At 42.1% G+C, this 17173-nt stretch carries 14 protein-coding genes; 5 read left to right on the top strand and 9 right to left on the bottom strand.

Features of this window, described 5'->3' with window-relative positions:
* Positions 1-361 precede the first annotated feature (361 nt).
* The gene (locus F9K33_15385; GenBank protein KAB2877843.1) at positions 362-1171 is read left to right on the top strand and encodes a hypothetical protein; all 810 of its coding nucleotides are present in this window, start codon (positions 362-364) and stop codon (positions 1169-1171) included.
* A 23-nt stretch (positions 1172-1194) separates the two neighbouring features.
* Here the strand turns inward: F9K33_15385 and priA are convergent, their stop codons facing one another.
* From priA to F9K33_15370, 3 genes are all read right to left on the bottom strand, one after another.
* Positions 1195-3699, bottom strand: coding sequence for a primosomal protein N' (gene priA, locus F9K33_15380; GenBank protein KAB2877842.1), 2505 nt, complete (start codon positions 3697-3699; stop codon positions 1195-1197).
* 66 nt (positions 3700-3765) lie between these two features.
* Entirely contained in the window at positions 3766-4293 is a 528-nt protein-coding gene (locus tag F9K33_15375; GenBank protein ID KAB2877841.1) for a histidine phosphatase family protein, read from the bottom strand.
* A gap of 49 nt (positions 4294-4342) precedes the next feature.
* Entirely contained in the window at positions 4343-4759 is a 417-nt protein-coding gene (locus F9K33_15370; GenBank protein KAB2877840.1) for a DUF423 domain-containing protein, read from the bottom strand.
* A gap of 174 nt (positions 4760-4933) precedes the next feature.
* Between F9K33_15370 and F9K33_15365 the strand changes: the two genes are divergently transcribed.
* From F9K33_15365 to F9K33_15355, 3 genes are all read left to right on the top strand, one after another.
* Positions 4934-7480, top strand: coding sequence for an OmpA family protein (locus F9K33_15365; protein ID KAB2877839.1), 2547 nt, complete (start codon positions 4934-4936; stop codon positions 7478-7480).
* Positions 7481-7620: 140 nt separating this feature from the next.
* Positions 7621-10020 (top strand): OmpA family protein, encoded by a 2400-nt coding sequence (locus tag F9K33_15360; protein KAB2877838.1) that lies wholly within the window; start codon positions 7621-7623, stop codon positions 10018-10020.
* Between the two features lie 78 nt (positions 10021-10098).
* Complete coding sequence (locus F9K33_15355; protein KAB2877837.1) at positions 10099-10926, top strand: Omp28-related outer membrane protein; 828 nt, start codon at positions 10099-10101, stop codon at positions 10924-10926.
* Between the two features lie 51 nt (positions 10927-10977).
* Here F9K33_15355 and miaA read toward each other — a convergent pair whose 3' ends face one another.
* From miaA to F9K33_15340, 3 genes are all read right to left on the bottom strand, one after another.
* Entirely contained in the window at positions 10978-11892 is a 915-nt protein-coding gene (miaA, locus tag F9K33_15350; protein ID KAB2877836.1) for a tRNA (adenosine(37)-N6)-dimethylallyltransferase MiaA, read from the bottom strand.
* 87 nt (positions 11893-11979) lie between these two features.
* Positions 11980-12585, bottom strand: coding sequence for a plasmid pRiA4b ORF-3 family protein (locus tag F9K33_15345; GenBank protein ID KAB2877835.1), 606 nt, complete (start codon positions 12583-12585; stop codon positions 11980-11982).
* 41 nt (positions 12586-12626) lie between these two features.
* Positions 12627-14051: an HD domain-containing protein gene (locus tag F9K33_15340; protein ID KAB2877834.1), complete on the bottom strand. Its 1425-nt coding sequence runs from the start codon at positions 14049-14051 to the stop codon at positions 12627-12629.
* Between F9K33_15340 and F9K33_15335 the strand changes: the two genes are divergently transcribed.
* Positions 14031-14615, top strand: coding sequence for a hypothetical protein (locus tag F9K33_15335; GenBank protein KAB2877833.1), 585 nt, complete (start codon positions 14031-14033; stop codon positions 14613-14615). The two genes, F9K33_15340 and F9K33_15335, sit on opposite strands and share 21 nt — an antisense overlap.
* Position 14616: 1 nt before the next feature.
* Here the strand turns inward: F9K33_15335 and F9K33_15330 are convergent, their stop codons facing one another.
* From F9K33_15330 to F9K33_15320, 3 genes are all read right to left on the bottom strand, one after another.
* Positions 14617-15363: a hypothetical protein gene (locus F9K33_15330; GenBank protein ID KAB2877832.1), complete on the bottom strand. Its 747-nt coding sequence runs from the start codon at positions 15361-15363 to the stop codon at positions 14617-14619.
* A gap of 58 nt (positions 15364-15421) precedes the next feature.
* Entirely contained in the window at positions 15422-16354 is a 933-nt protein-coding gene (locus F9K33_15325) for a T9SS type A sorting domain-containing protein (protein ID KAB2877831.1), read from the bottom strand.
* An 88-nt stretch (positions 16355-16442) separates the two neighbouring features.
* Positions 16443-17173, bottom strand: a 731-nt coding sequence (locus F9K33_15320; protein KAB2877830.1) for a glycosyltransferase family 9 protein, incomplete at its 5' end; no start/stop codon positions are given.

Here is a 17173-nt window from a genome sequence, read left to right as displayed (position 1 = left end):
AAAACGGGTTGTATTCTATCAAAGCAAAATTGTTTCCGTGGGGTTGGGTGCGCAGGTGTATGTAGTAGCCGCTAATGTTTGGGTCAGTTTGTTGCAGGCGTTTCATTAGGGTTTCAAGGGCTGTCCAAGCATCGTAATGCTGAAAAGCGGTGATACCGTTGTAAATATCCGTTAAGCGGTGTATGTGGCGGTTCTGCTTATCAAGGTATGCACCGTTGGGTTGGGGACGTTGGGCGTATAGCTGCAATTCTTCAGTTAGTGTGTTAATTACACTTTCCAAATCGTCGAGGGCGGCTTGGGGGCTGCTGTATAAACTCATGGCAATTGATGTTTATAAGCATAATTGGAGATTTTGAGGTTTGTGGCATTGTATTTTATATTTGAGGGGATGAGTTGGGTTAAAAAAGTAGCAACAGTGTTTGTTTGGCTATTAATTGCGCTATCAGCAGGTTGTGGCAAAGAGCAAAAACACGCCCCTAAAACCTATAGCAAAGCCGTTGCACAAAAGAAAAATGCTTTAGATAAAGCCCTTTTGGGTACGTGGGATAATGAAGGCTACTTTGATTTAGTGAAGGCAAGGAAAGAGTATATAGTGCCTGATGCAGATGTAAGCCCCTTTGGGATATTTACTTTTGACGATGATTTTATCAGTTCTGATTCCTGTCCTGTTTTGGCATCGTCGTACGAAGCGGGTTCGTGCATGTTTTATGGTGAGTACGACAGCGTGAAAAACACATATAGTTTTGTGTCTGAATTTGATAGCAAAATTGGCTTTACTATAGAGGGTTTTAATGGCAAGAACGAGTTTATTTGCGCTACCACTACAGGGAAAAGATACAGGTATACTAAAGAAAAAAACGGAGGCGGCGTAGAACAGCGTGTGGCTAAATACAACAAAGCACTTATTGCGGGTAAATATTGCAATAAAAACAACCCCGAAGAAATTATTGAGTTTGGTTTACCCAACAGATTATTAAAGGGCTTTGAAGGATATTCTCATTATAATTTAAATGTATGGAGTGCAGATTATAATGGCGTATTAACTATATCAAACCAAAAAAACACTAAATATTACAAGTACAAACTAACCCAGGAAACACTTGCCTTAATTCCGCTAAATGATGATTTGGTAGAAGTTGGAAATGAGGTTGTTTATGTACTTGCTAACTGAAATAACATCGGTGTAATGTCCCACTAAAAATAAGCATCCACATCTACCTGTACGATGGTTTTGCGGTTTTCTTTGGTTTGCATAAAGGCTTCTATGCACTGATGGATGGTGTCTTTTACCCAAGTTACCGATACCCGTTCGCGTTCGATTTTTATCAAAATGTTGCGAATGTATAAGGTTTTTAACCGCGATATGTAGGGGGCTTGCGGCCCCAGTACACGGTCGCCTAATTTTTCGCGCAGCAGGTGTGCCAACTGTTGTGCCGCATTCTCTACTGCTTCGGCCTCTTTATTTTTTATCCGCAGGTTAATCAGTTTAAAATAGGGCGGGTAATTAAAACGGAATCTTTCGGCAAGGTCGCTTTGATAAAAACTTTCGTAATCGTGCTGTATCACATACTGTATGGTAGGGTGGTGCGGGCGGCGGGTTTGCAATACCACCACACCTTCTTTTTCCCTACGTCCTGCACGACCGGCTACTTGTGCCATCAAGTAAAACGCCCGTTCGTTGGCTCTAAAATCAGGTTGGTGCAGCAGTTGGTCGGCATCCAAAATGCCCACCAGTTGCACATCTTCAAAATCAAGCCCTTTGGCTACCATTTGCGTACCCACCAGCACATCAATATCCTTGCTTTCAAAATCACGGATGATGCGGTAATACGCATTTTTGGTACGGGTATTTTCTAAATCAAACCGCTCGGTGCGGGCATTGGGCAATAATAATTGCAATTCCTCTTCAATGCGCTCGGTACCATACCCTGTCATTTCAAGGTGATGGCTGCCACAGGCTTCACAGGCTTTGTAGGGGGCATGATTGTAACCGCAAAACTGGCATTTAAAGCTGTTTTGAAACTTATAATAGGTGAGGCTGATATCGCAGTTTTCGCATTTGGGTACCCAACCGCAGGTTTTGCACACCGTTAGCGGCACAAACCCTTTGCGGTTTTGAAATAAAATGGCTTGCTCTTGCTGTGCTAACGCATCGTTTAGTTTATCCAGCAAAAACACGGTAAAAGGCCCTTTGAGCAGGTTTTTTTTGCCTGCATCGGCCATATCAGCGGTAATTATTTGCGGCAGGTGCGAGTTGCCAAAGCGGTTCTCTAATTTTACCAACCCGTATTTACCTGCTTTTGCATTGTAATAGCTCTCTACCGATGGGGTGGCAGTTCCCAACAGGGTTTTCGCCTTCCACAAGTGGGCAAGAAAAATAGCAGCATCCCTGCCGTGATAGCGCGGAGCAGGGTCGAACTGTTTAAAGCTCCCCTCGTGTTCCTCATCCACAATCACCAGCCCAAGGTTTTGAAACGGTAAAAACACCGCCGAGCGTGGCCCCACTATGATGTGTGCCTTTTCTTCGGCTACCTTTTTCCATATTTCTACCCGCTCGTTTTCATTAAACCGTGAGTGCGATACCAACACGCTGTTACCAAAGTGGGCACGCAACCTGCCTACCAACTGAACGGTAAGGGCAATTTCGGGTAGCAGGTATAGCACTTGTTTGCCTTGTGCAATGGCTTGTTTTATCAACTCAACGTACACGTGGGTTTTGCCGCTGCCGGTAATACCGTGTAGCAATATCACATCTTTATCGGCAAAGTGGTTGTTAATATCCGCAAAGGCTTTTTGCTGCTCACTGTTTAATGTGTTTTGTGCGGTGGCATTGCTTTCAGCAAAAAGGCGGTCGATAATAATTTCGGTTTCAATAAAAATACCCTTATTCACCAACGTGTTCAAGGCCGCACGGTGGGTAGTTTCTGTAATTAACTCGTCTTTATAAATTACATCCTGCTCAAAACTCAGGTTAAAATACTGTAGCAGTATTTCCAGTTGTCGGGGGGCACGTTTTTCAAGGCCTTCAAACAACGGTTTCAATTCAGGGCTGTTGTTGCTGTATTGGGGGCTAAGGGTTATTTGGGTGCGCGTTTTGGGTTTGTAGCGGTCTTTTATTTCCTCGTTAATGATAATCAATCCCTTATCAAACAAGGAGCGTATTACGGGGAATGTATTTTTTATGTTGAGAATATCGGCTACTTCGCCCAGCGATATTTCTTTTTCTTTTGCGCCTTTAATGGCAAACAGCAGGGTTTGTTCTTTGGTACTCAGCTCAATCCCCTCAACGCCTTCGGCCTCTTCGTTCCACTTAATTTTCGATTCGCTTTCAAGTTTCAGGGCAGCGGGAAGGGCGGCGTTCATCACATCACCCGCAGGGCACATATAATACCCAGCCATCCATTGCCAAAACGATAGGGCAGTGGCGTTTACTATCGGTTCATCGTCTAATACGTGCAGTATGTACTTGGCTTCGTAGCCTTTGGGCGGCTCGGTAGCCATTGATTTTATGATGCCTGCATAAATTTTTCGCTTGCCAAACTGCACTATTACCCGCTTGCCTACTTGTGCTGCGGTATTATACTCAAACGGTATGCGGTAAGTATAGCTTTTGGGCAGATGCAGGGGCAGTATAACTTCTGCAAACAAGGTTTGGCGCTCGGCGTGGGTATGTTCAGTATAAAATTCGAGCAAGGACATTAGGATAGGCAAACATACTAAAAAGTAGATGGTTTAGGGGCTATGAAATGACGAGTTTAGAAAGGCTCAGGCTTCTTTTTTCACCTTTTTCTTTTCAAGGTCTTCTACCTTTTTTGGAAACTCAAACAGCTCCAAGCTGCCTGCCTTGGGCACAATTTCTTTCCATGTTTTGGCCTTAAAATCAATTTGCACCAATCCGCAGGTAGGCAGGTTATCAATAGGTTTTCCGGTAAAATAATCAACAATTAAAGTAAACGCTGGGTTATGCCCTACAATCATTACTTTTTTCAGATTATCATCCAAATGATGCACCAATTGCGCTATTTGAGCCACGTTGGCACCGTACAGGTGCATATCAATTTTAATATTCCGCTCTTCATAACCAATTTTATCGGCTACAATAAGGGCGGTGGTCATGGTACGTTTGCTGGGGCTTGAAATGATGAGCTGTGGTTTTACTTTTAGTTTGCGCATGTGTCTTCCCATAAGGGGCGCATTTAGTTTTCCACGCTTGTTGAGTGGGCGGTCAATGTCAGAAAGCTCGGCATCTTTCCAACTTGATTTGGCATGACGAAGAAAATAAATTGTTTTCATTATGGGCCTTACCACCCCATAAAGGTAAGCAATTTAAATTAATAATATGTTACGAGTTGCGCTCCTTGTTGCGTTGGTACAAATGCTTGATGCTGTTTGAACACAATACGGCCCAAGCAGTAACCAAAAGCAATCCGCCTACGGGTGTAATAAGCCTTACAAACGCAGGGATAGTTACATCAAGTATTGTTAATGCAGTAAACACATAAATAGAGCCGCTAAAGCAAATAACACCTGCAATAAATAAATACAGTACAGTATTTATGGTAGCCGGTTTAGCTTTTGCAGCTTGCAAGGATAAAAACAAAATGGCAAAGGCATGATACATTTGGTAGCGCACACCGGTTTCTAAACTGTTTAATTCTGAGGCTTCTAAAATGGTTTTTAAGTAATGTGCTCCAAAAGCACCGATTATAATTGCTAAGGCGGCAATAAAAGAGGCAATTGCCAAAATACGGTATTGCAAGCTACTCATGTAAGTACAGTTAGTTATAGTAGGTTTAAAGTGTTGTGTAATTCCAGTTTCAAATAACAGGTTTTTTACGTGCACAAACACGCATTTTTTTCAGAAAGGGTTCAATAACCCGCGATAAGGAACTTATATTTGGTGTACCTTTGAACCTCTTGTTTTAACTAGCCTATGAAAAAACCTATATTTTTGGCCTTATTGGTTTGCTTTTGCTATGCAGTAAAAGCACAAAACTGGATCGGCCTTTCGACCGGAAACAGAGCAGGTGTAAATGGGATTTACTTAAACCCAGCGACTATTGTTGATAGTCGGTTAGCAGCCCACATTAATCTTTTTGGTACCGGAACCAATTTTTACAACAACTACATTAGTTTTAGCGGTGAAAAAACACTGCTGAAGTATTTAAGAGAGAATGATACTACTCTTAGTATCAAAAACGTGACTGAGAACCTGAACGGGAAAGATAAAGTGGTAAACTTTTCAAACGAAACCCGTGGCCCCTCATTTATGATATCGCTGCACCCAAAGCATGCCATTGCATTTAGTACGCGCAGCCGTGTGTTTTTTCAGGCAGTGGATGTGTCGCAACCCATTGCAAGGATGATACGCTGGGGTTTGGATGATTCTACCGATGGTTTTGAGGGACCTGATGGTTTGAACATTGAAGAACTATACAAACAAACCCGTTTTGGTATTAACGTAAACGCGTTTACCGAAATGAGTTTTACCTACGCCACTGTGTTGTTAGACAATAAAAAACACTTCTTAAAAGCGGGTATCACCTACAAACACTTATCGGGGTTGTATACCTTTTACCTTAAAAACGAAGGCGGAAACGGTGTTAAAATTTCAGGTGAAGACAGCCTTACTTTTGATAATACTAACATTAGTTACGGTTATGTAAACGAAGGTTACTACCGCAACCAATCGGGTGATTTTGATAATCCGGGCTTTAATAAAATGTTTGGCTCTAACCGTTTGGGTAAAGGATTTGGACTTGATTTGGGTGTAACGTATGAGTTGAGACCTAACCACGATAAATATAAATATACCCTTGACGGTAAAGAACGTTGGGACAAAACCAAAAACAAGTACCTGCTTAGAATTAGCGGTACTTTGATGGATTTTGGAAGCATTCGTTACAGCAATCAGCAGTATGTTAGAAATAATGTAATTGCCAAAAACAAGGTGGTTACTTGGGGTAGCTTAGATACTGTAGGTAAAATTTTCGATAATTTTGATTCATTAGGCCCCGGACAAAGTGTATTCAATCGTTTTGACAGTGCTGTGGGAACAGTGTTTGGTTTTGAAAGTCAAACCAATGAAATAACTTCAAAACTACCCACGGCAATTAACCTTCAAGCAGATGTTAAAGTAATCGACAACGTATATGTAAACGTACTTTGGTTGCAAGGTTTGCGCAAAAAAGGAGCTATCGGTTCGCGCCAGTTTTCGATGTTAGCGGTTACACCGCGCTACGAGACCAATTGGTTTGAAGCATCAATGCCGATTATTCTAAACAACGATTACAGAAACTTAACGTTAGGAGCCATGCTGCGTTTTGGCCCTGTGTACATCGGCTCTGATAATATTTCGGGTTTAATTCGTAAAAAGAACGTGTACGGGCTTGATTTTTATGCAGGCTTGTACGTGCCTATTTATAAACGCAACCCACGGGACAGAGACAAAGACGGAGTATCAGACCGCCGCGACCGTTGCAAAAATGTACCCGGTATTTGGGACTTTAACGGTTGCCCTGATAGGGATAGAGACGGTATAGAAGATGCAAAAGACCAATGCCCTGATACAGCAGGTTTGGCTCAGTTTAACGGCTGTCCTGACAGGGATGGGGATGGTGTGCAGGATACTAAAGACGAATGTCCGGATGTACCCGGAGAAGTGTCGTTTAACGGTTGCCCTGATACCGACGATGATGGTGTTGAAGACAGGCTTGATTCATGCAAATTCTTGAAAGGATTGCCTGAGTTTAACGGTTGTCCTGATACCGACCTAGACGGTGTTGAAGATTTGAAAGACGATTGCGTGGATGTGAAAGGCCCGATAGAGCTTAAAGGTTGCCCTGATACCGACCTAGACGGCGTTCGTGATATTGAAGATAAGTGTGTGGATGTGGCAGGTTTACCTGAGTTTAAAGGTTGCCCTGATACTGATAAGGATAGCATACCCGATAACCTTGATAAATGCCCTGATGTAGCAGGTATACAAGCGTTTGGCGGATGCCCCGATACTGATGGTGACGGTGTGCCCGACCACAAGGACTTGTGCCCTATGGAAGCCGGCTTGCCTGAAAACAACGGATGCCCTAAAGTGGCTGAACAAATAGAGATTGTTGAATTGGCTGAAGAGGAAGAAAAAGTATTGCGTGAAGCATTTGACAACCTTGAGTTTGAGACCGGAAAATCAGTAATACGCCCTGAATCGTTTGCAAGTTTGGATGAGTTGGCCGAATTGCTAAAAGTAAAAACAGCCTACCGCATATACATTGCAGGCCACACTGATAACGTGGGTAATAAAAAGGCTAACCAAAAACTGAGTGAAAACAGGGCCAATGCTGTAAAAGCATACCTTGTGAGCAAAGGTGTAGAAGACACCCGAATAAAAACTGAAGGTTTTGGCGATGCAAGGCCCGTTGATACTAATAAAACACCTGAAGGAAGACAGAAAAACCGCAGGGTTGAATTTAAAGTGATTAAATAATTACTTAAAGCATACAATATTTTATATAACAACCCCGTTACCAGTTTTTGGTAGCGGGGTTGTTTTTTATACGTTATCAACAAGCGGATTGTGTTATTTGTAAAAAAAGTGTGTTAATTTGGTGTAAATAATCATTCTTGATGAAAATAGTTTACTCATTATTATATTCTTTTCTTTTTTTATTACTTCTTTCAACAGCGCAAAAAGCAACAGCACAGCATTGGTTGGGCTACGCAAACAGTAGTTATGCGGGCACTAATGGCATGTATATTAACCCTGCCAACATGGCCAACAACAAGTATAATTTTTACATGAATTTGGTGGGGCTTAATGTAAATTTTCACAACGATTACATAAAACTAAATACACCCTATAGCCCGTGGAGGGTATTAACCAACAAAGTAGCCGATGAATACCTTGATTCTAACGGTACTCCGCGTTGGGAAGACTCGTACTTACTTGAAAATCTTAACGGAAAAAATAAAAACTTCAGTTTTATGACTGAGGTACGCGGACCGTCAGTATTATTTACCGTAGGGCCAAAACACACCTTTGCTATTGGAACCAGAGTAAGGGCTGCAATACAAGTACTAGATCTAAACGAAAACCTTGCCCGTATTATGCGTTGGGGTACCAGCCCCACGTCGGCGGCATTTTCGGGTCCTGATAGCCTTTCATACGGTGCATTATACGGCCAAAACGATTTTGCCATCAATGCTAACGTGTTTGCCGAATACAGTTTCAGCTACAGCTCATTAGTTTACGAAAATAAAAGTCAGGCATTTAAGGCCGGTATTACTGTAAAACGTTTAACGGGGTTATACAGTACCTATTTTCAAAACAAACCCGGAGGCGGTATAGTTGTGCATAATGCTGATAGTATAGGCTTTGTAAACACAAGCATTCAATATGCTTATGTAAGCGAAAATTATTATACGGCCAATGATGCTGATTTGAGTCTCTCTAGGATTTTGTTTAAAGATAAACTAGGGGCAGGTTGGGGTTTTGACCTGGGCTTTACGTATGAATACAGGCCTGATTACAAAAACCACCGTTACACAATGGATAGGGAAAAACGCTACGACCGTAGTGCTGTGAAGCCTAAAATGAAAATTGGGGCTGCGCTGATAGATTTGGGTAGTATTAACTACAATAACTCAAAGTGGGTGGGAGAAAGGGTGCTGCCTGCTAATGCAACGTTGGATATAGGCAAAACCGATACGCTAAACAAAATGTTTGAAGATTTTGGGCAAGAGACTGAAAACTATGACGGGTTTGCCCGCATGAATCGTTACATCGATACCCTTATCGGTTTTCAAGCAGTAAATAGTTCATTCAAGTCAAAACTGCCCTCAACCCTAAACCTACAGTTTGACTATAACATCGTAAAAAACTTTTATGTAAACGCCACCTACATTCAAAGCCTTCGTCGCAAAGGACAAACAGGTATGCGTCATTTTACACAGCTATCGGTAACACCACGCTACGAAAGCAAATGGATTGACGCGGCAGTACCTATTGTAATCAACAACGACTTCCGTTCATTAAACTTTGGTATGTTCTTTAGGATTGGCCCCTTTTTCTTAGGTTCAGACAGGATTGGGTCGTTATTGTTCAATTCAAGAAACTTATACGGAATGGATGTGTACACAGGGTTGTGTATTCCTATTTCTTATAAAAAACCAAAAGACAGGGATAAAGATATGGTGTCTGACCGCAGGGACATGTGTCCTGATTCGGCAGGAGTATGGAAACTGAAAGGTTGCCCCGACAGGGATAACGATGGGGTAGGAGATAGCGAAGATAAGTGTCCTGATATGGCAGGAAGCAAGAAAACTCGCGGTTGCCCCGATACAGACGGCGACGGTATTTTGGATGATGAAGATAAATGCCCTCAATTGGCAGGTGAGAAAGAATATAACGGCTGCCCTGATACAGATAAAGATGGTATTATTGATACTGCTGATGCTTGCCCTGAACTTAAAGGCTTACCGGCAATGAACGGTTGTCCTGATGGGGATGGCGACGGTGTGATAGATACAGCAGACCAATGTCCGGATGAAAAAGGTTTGAAAGAAAACTTCGGCTGTCCTGAGAAGAAAGAAGAGCCTCGTGATACAGTAATTGCAAAAGAAGAGCCCAAGGTTGAGCCTAAAAAAGAGCCTAAACCCATGCAAACCGAGGATAAGATATTACAGGAGGCATTTGATAACCTGATATTTGAAAGCGGTAGCGATGTAATTAAAGATGAGTCGTTTGAAGCATTAGATAATCTGGCAAGATTACTAACCGCTAAGAAAAATTACTTAGTATCAATAGAAGGACATACGGATAATGTTGGCGACCCTGCGGTGAATTTGTCACTAAGCAAACGCCGTGCACAAGCCGTGAAAAAATACCTTGTAAGTAAAGGCATTGACGGAAAACGTTTGTTTGCTGATGGATTTGGCAGTTCAAGGCCGATAGCCAGCAACGCTACTCCCGAAGGGCGTAAGAAAAACCGTCGTGTTGAGTTTTTAATTATGCGATTGGCTGAATAAAAAAAGATGTTGCACCGTACAACATTTATACGTAAATCGCAGTTTAGTAAAACGTAACCAATTACTATTCCTTAAAATATGAAAAAGTTATCTCTACTTTCTTTATTCTTCGTGGCTGTTTTAGCCGTTACATCATGTAAAAAAGAAGAAAACAACGCTACTCCTACTGAAAACCCAGCCGCAGGTATTGCTCAAGAGCAAAAAGCAGTTGGTTTTTACTTGTCAGGTACTTGGTGTGGACCTTGCGGTTTGTACGGTAAGCCTGCTATGGCTAATGTTGAAAAAGCAAACCCAACCAAATTTGTGGTAGTTGCTTGCCATCTTAATGGCGGTGGCGGTGCTACAGATCCTTACAATACTCCTGAAGCAAACTCATTAGCCAGTGCTTGGGCTGTAACAGGTGTTCCTACTTGCGCTATCGGCGGTGCCGGACAACCTGCACAAAAAATCGGCGGTGGTACAGGAATGGAAGCCGGTATGACTACCCAAATCAACACTGTGTTGAGCAAAACTGCTTCTGCTAACTCTTCAGTTGATGTAACAGTAGATGCCAGCAACAAACTAACCATCAAAACCAAAACTAAATTCTTTGAAACTTCAACTGATGCATACTCAATGTCAGTTTATGTTGTTGAAAACAACATCAAAGGTCGTCAATATGTTAGCGGTACAGGTTGGAACGAAAACGCAACTCACAACAACGTATTGCGTAAGAGCGTTGCCAGCAGCGTAGTAGGTGAAGACTTGATTACCGGTGTTACTGCAAACCAAGAGGTTTCAAAAACTTTTGAAACTACTCTTGATGCAGCTTGGGTTAAAGATAACCTTGAAGTTGTTGTTGTACTTTGGAAAACAGGTGGCAGCGGCAAACTTATCATCAACGGTACCTCTAAAAACCTTAAATAATAATATTATCACGTTTTATAAAAAAACCCGCCAACGGCGGGTTTTTTTGTTTTATAAACTTACTGATTTGATGTGTTGGAGCATCTCACCCGTTTGTGTAGGTTCAAACCAACTATAATCGGTGTCTTTTCTAAACCACGTTAGCTGTCGCTTGGCGTAATTTCGGGTGTGCTGTTTAATTAAATCAACCGCCTCGTTTAAAGAGGTACTTCCATCAAAATAATCAAACAACTCTTTATAGCCTACCGTTTGCAACGAGTTTAGACTACGATGGGGTAGTAAACCCTCAACTTCCTTTAACAGTCCTGTATTCATCATCACATCTACCCGTTGGTTAATGCGGCTGTATAATAACTCCCTATCAAGGTTTAAGGCAATTTTTATAGGTATAAAATCACGTTTTGCCGCATTATTCATACGCAGTTTCGAGGCTTTTTTACCCGAAGCTAAACAAATCTCAAGGGCACGTATTACACGGCGTGGGTTATTTATATCAATGGTTGAGTACGACTCAATATCCAGTTGTTTCAGTTGCTCGGCTAATACTTCCAAACCTTCGGTTTCCAAATTTCGGGAGAGTTGTTCGCGTAATTCTTCATCCGACGGTAAATCATCCAAACCGTTTAGCAGTGCATTAATAAACAGCCCTGAGCCTCCTGCCACCACCACATAGTTGTGTGATGTGAAAAGTTGTGAAAGCACAGCCAGTGCATCCTTTTCAAAATCAGCAGCAGTATAAGGGGTTGTGATAGATATATGCCCGATGAAATGATGTTTTACGGTTCTTAATTCATCTTCAGAAGGCCGTGCAACTCCAATATTTAATTCGCTATAAAACTGCCTTGAATCGGCTGAAATGATTTCAGTACCCAATTCCTCAGCAATTTGTATGGCAGCAGCCGTTTTACCCACAGCTGTTGGACCTGCCACTACAATAAGGTATTTTTTACCGGGGTGATTAAGCATTAATCAACTGTCCTAAAAATGTATGTAAGTTATAAAGGATGCTGTTTATAGTACAGCTGTAGAATGTACACAACCTGAAAACAGGAATTACATATCGTCGTCTAAACCCGTGGTAGGGGCTTCCTCATCGTCGGCAAACAATCCGCTGTCTTCTCCGTCCTCGCTCTCTTCTTCTTCGCCTTCGCTGCCAAAGCCTTCTCCTAACTCTTCGGGGGCTACGTCGCCTGCAAGCAAGTTGCGGGTAATGTATTCAAACTCGTCTTCCTCCAAATCTTCGCCAATCTTTTTCTCAGTATTGTATTGTTTGGGGGCTTTGCCTACTGTTTTAGCCACAAAAGGATATTCTTTTCCTGCATCTTCATTAATAATAATGCCGGTAAGTTCGCAGTTAAACCACCATTGTGCTTCCAAATCATACACATACAGTATTTTTTGGTGCGGGTCGTTTATAAAGGCGTTCAGTTTACTGTCTTTCAGCAAAGGGTTGTCAGTACCTTTTTTGGTAGTTATTTGTTGACCCTTGCGCCAAGTATCATCGCTCATATAAAACGATGCTTCGTGCTTGTTATCAAACCCTACAGAGGTAAGGATTGCATCGTGCAAGTGCTGAAAAGTTTGATTGTGTTTCACTTCGATGATGCGGTACACCTCATCATTGTCTTCAAAGTAAACTTTAAATTTATACAGTGGCATAGGTTTCGTGTGGCAAATTAACCAAAAATCTTATTTGTAGTTTATGTTGTAGGACTAGGTTTTATCGATAATCCCATTTTTGCTGCGGTGGCCAGCATAAAATCAAAAGCCTCTTGTCGGTCGTTTTTAATTTCACCGTCGAGTATGGCTTCGCGAACTGCTGCTTTTATAGCACCTATTTGGGTTTTATCCTGTATATCAATGGTATTCATTATGTCGAAACCATCCACCGGTGGTTGGAAGTTACGCAGATTATCTCTCTCGGTAACGTCGATTATTTTTTGCTGAACAATTTTAAGGTTCGCCAAAAACTTCTTCACCTTAATTTCATTCTTCGAGGTAATATCGGCGCGGCACAACGTAATCAGTGCATCCACATCCTCGCCTGCATCTACAATCAATCGGCGTACAGCGCTGTCTGTCACCACCTCTTGCGAAAGCACAATAGGGCGCAGGTGCAGGGCTACCATTTTTTGTACAAACCTCATCTTTTCATTTAAGGGAAGTTTAAAACGGTCGAAAATGGGTTTAACCATTCGAGCGCCCCTGTCTTCGTGGCCGTGAAACGTCCATCCGTGACCCGGCTCAAAACGTTTGGTTGCCGGTTTGGCAATGTCGTGCAGTATGGCCGACCAGCGTAACCACAAATCATCGGTTTCTAAGCAAATATTGTCCAGCACCTTTAGGGTGTGGTAAAAGTTGTCCTTATGTGCTTTTCCGTTTATCACCTCTACGCCATACATGGCTGCCAGTTCGGGGAAAATTATGTGCAGCAGCTTTGTATCAAACAGGTAGTTAAAACCCACCGAAGGCACTTTTGAAAGGATAATTTTGTTCAACTCGTCGCTGATGCGCTCCATCGAAACAATTTTTATCCGTTCGGAATTGCGTTCAATGGCCTGTAATGTTTCAGGTTCAATGGTAAAACCTAACTGACTGGCAAAGCGTATGCCTCGCATCATGCGCAATGGGTCATCACTAAAGGTAATATCAGGATCTAAAGGTGTACGGATGATTTTGTCTTCCATGTCCTTTATCCCGTTAAAAGGGTCGAGTAACTCGCCGTAGCTTTCTTTATTAAGTGATATTGCCAACGCGTTTATGGTAAAATCGCGGCGGTTTTGGTCGTCTTCCAACGTACCGTTTTCAACTATCGGTTTGCGCGAGTTGCGGTTGTACGATTCTTTTCGGGCACCTACAAACTCAATTTCCCAACCATCGTCGGTTTTAAGCATGGCCGTCCCGAAGTTTTTGAAAAAACTTACGTGGGGCTTGTTGGGGAGTAGATTTGCTACTTCGTGCGCCAAATCAATTCCGCTGCCAATAGCCACAATATCAACGTCTTTACTGTCTCTTTTCAAAAAAATATCACGCACGTAGCCGCCAATAGCATAGCAGGGTATGCCTAATTGGTGGGCGGCTTCGCTCACTACCTCAAAGATGTGATGGGTAAGATGCTGTTTCATTTGCAGGGCGGCAAAGATAAGGTGCAATTTGAAAAATTGGGGAGGTTAAAAGAATGTTCTTTCTTTGTAGTAATGAAATTTAGTTGGTTGCCTTGGTCTAATAAGGTAATAGCTATCAAATCACCTGAGAACTATGATGAGGTGATGGCTAAGGTACGTGCAATGATAAAAAATGAAGATGGCACGTACACAGGGTACATATACAGCAATTGTTTTGATTTATTTTTTAACCAGAAGAACCACAGTGAGCTCAGAAGAGGGCCATTTAATGGGCCTCAAGACGGCTTGGTGTTTTTTTTCCTTACAGCCGAAGTAAAAAATAGTTACGAGGGTACCTTACTTGAATGCAAAGTATTTGTGAGCCCTTTTTGGTGGCTAGTTTTACTAGTATTTACTGTGGCGTTTGTGTGGTTTATATATTCAGCAACCCAAGGATACTTTGAATATAAGCTTCTTATGTTATTAGGGGCTGCTTACCTGATTTTGACAGGCATTTATAATTGGGTTAGAATCACTTTTGTTAAACGTGTGCTAACTATGTTTAACGGAAAAATTGTGAAGTAGTTTACACGGTCTCCAAATCGGTTTGCAGCAACAAGGCAGCAGAGGCAGCCGCCAAAATGCCTTTCAGTTGGGTATCAATGTCAGGACTAATCCAAATACGACCCTTATTCAGCGTTTCTACCGCGCCTATTACTTTTCCGTCAAGTATGTATTCGAAACCGATAACATCCGGAAACGGAACTTTTGTGCCCTCAACGTGGCGGATGGGGTTAATTTCAATAGTTTGGGTTTGGCTATACAGCAAGCCTTTGTATTTGCCCCTTTGGCGTACAATGTGGCGATTGGCTACCAGCATATTCCAAACGGTAGAGCTGTCCGCCTCAATGGTAACGGCAAATGTTTCGTCGTATTCTTCGTCAATCCGCATCAATTCATTCAAAATAGGATTGTTTGAGTGCCCTAAAAAGAAACCCAAATCGGTTTGTTCTTTCTTTAGTTTGCTAAGGCATTGGGCGGTATAATTGTTTCCCAAGCTATCAGATAATGAAAAGTTAATGGCTTGTTTGCTGTTGGTATTATCAATAAACAAAAAGTTAAAGCGGCGACTTTTTATCCAGCCGCGTTGTACTTCGCCTGTTTGGTAGGAGCCGAAGCTCAACTTCTGACCAATCAACAAACCATAGCGGCCTTTTACGGTCATGGCCGCACTGGTTTGTTTCAGGTCAGTATCAACAAGCATTTGCGGTGTTTTGCATGATGAGGCAAATAGCACCAGCATGATAAATAATGGAAATGTGAAAGTTTTCATAGTTTGTAGGGTATATACAATCGGCTTAGTTATTACCCCCAAACGATATGCTGATTTTTTAGTTAATAATTAATTTTTGTGTGCTAATGCTCTCACGGGTATTCACTTTTACGAGGTAGATACCTGTTTTCAGGTTGTGTTCAATGTTAACTTGGCTTTGGTTAACGTTTTGAATGGTCTGCAATATTTTCCCCTGAATATCGGAAATGTTTACCTCAGTTATTTCTGAGCCGCTTTCAATCATCAGTTGGTTGCCTGTGGCGGGGTTAGGATATAATGATACTGCGATGTTTTTTGACCTTTCAGGTGTTGAGTTTGGTCCGGGGGCATATCCTTTGGGCGTTAAAACATAAATGGTTCCCTCTGAGGGATAAGCATCGAGTCCTGTCACGGTTTGGGGGTTTAAATCGAAAACCGGAGCTGAGAAACTTCCTTTTAAATACAATGAAGAATCGGGTGTTTCATTTTGTACTTTGTAAGAAGGAGGAGCTTGGGCAAAAATATCTTGGGTTACCCCTTGGCTGCTGCCATGCCTTATTTCAATAATATTGCTGCCCTCATACAACCATATTTGCAGGTTGAAAAATGCCTGATTAGTTATGTCGGCTTCAAAACCGCCGTTCTTCCATTGGAGTTTTGCAATCCGGTTGGGTGAATTACCTTCAATTTTGTACGAGAAATTAGAAGTTAACGTGCTGTGTTTTATCAAAGCACCTCCTATGACAGAAATTTCGTCATAAAAGCTGGCATTGGTAAAGTTAACAAGCCCCAAAAAAGGGACTACGTAAGCCGTTGCGTAGGTTTTGTTAAAAAACCTAAAGTCGAATCCCAAAGTTACGGTTCGCGGGTTTTTCCAGTCTCCTGTTGTAACGGTAGGCGAAGCTAATTCTGCATAAGTGCCTGTTTTAGTGGTTAGGGTGTAGGACAAATTTTGGCTGTGAGCAAACATGGCTCCGCCAATAAAAGCAAATAAAGTAATTACTTTTTTCATAGTTGTTAAATGGGTTATACGCACTTACACGTACAAAACATGAAAAGGGTTGTGTAGGATGAAAAAAAATTAAGAGGTAAAGGTTATGTTAAGAAGGTTGTAATGCCGCTACCATTTTCAATACATCAATAGACAATGCGCATTTAAAGTGTCCTTTGGGGCAGGCTTTGTGGCCGTGGAGTCCGCAAGGGCGGCAATCCAATGCAAGGTCGGTTTCAATAATGGCGCTGTTATCACTCAACGGGCCGAACCCAAACGATGGAACCGTGCTGCAAAACATTGCCCTTGAGGGAGCATTAATGGAGCTGGCAAGGTGCAACGGAGCCGAATCGTTGGTATAATTCATTACTGCATCGCGCATCAAAGCGGTGGTTTGCAACAAGCTTAGTTTTCCTGCCAAAATATGAATGGATATAGCAGGGTTGTTCACTTGTTTAACTATCTCACCGCAAAGCTCATTATCGCCGGGACCGCCTAATACATACACCGAAATAGGAGAGGGGATGGCGTTTAAAAACTCCACCCATTTTTCTTGCGGAAACTGCTTGGTAAACCATACCGAAGCAGGTGCTATGCAAATGTATCTTTCATTCTTATAGCTGCTTACAAAATTGTAATCAGCGTTTGTGGGATATAATTTTGGGCGGGCGGGGGTAGTATCGGTAATGTCTTGAACCAACGCATGGTTACGCACAATTTCGTGGCGTTGGTATTGGTGCGGTATTCGTTGGGTAAATAAAAACGATAACGGGTTTTTGCTAAAACCAACGGTTTGTTTTCCCCCTGAAAATGCAGTGAGAAAGCCCGAAGCAGCAAAGC

The sequence above is a fragment of the bacterium genome (assembly GCA_008933615.1).
In the GTDB taxonomy this organism is placed as follows: Bacteria; CLD3; CLD3; order SB21; family SB21; genus SB21.
Note: the sequence above shows the minus strand (reverse complement) of the source record. Positions and strands in the feature narration are given on the sequence as shown.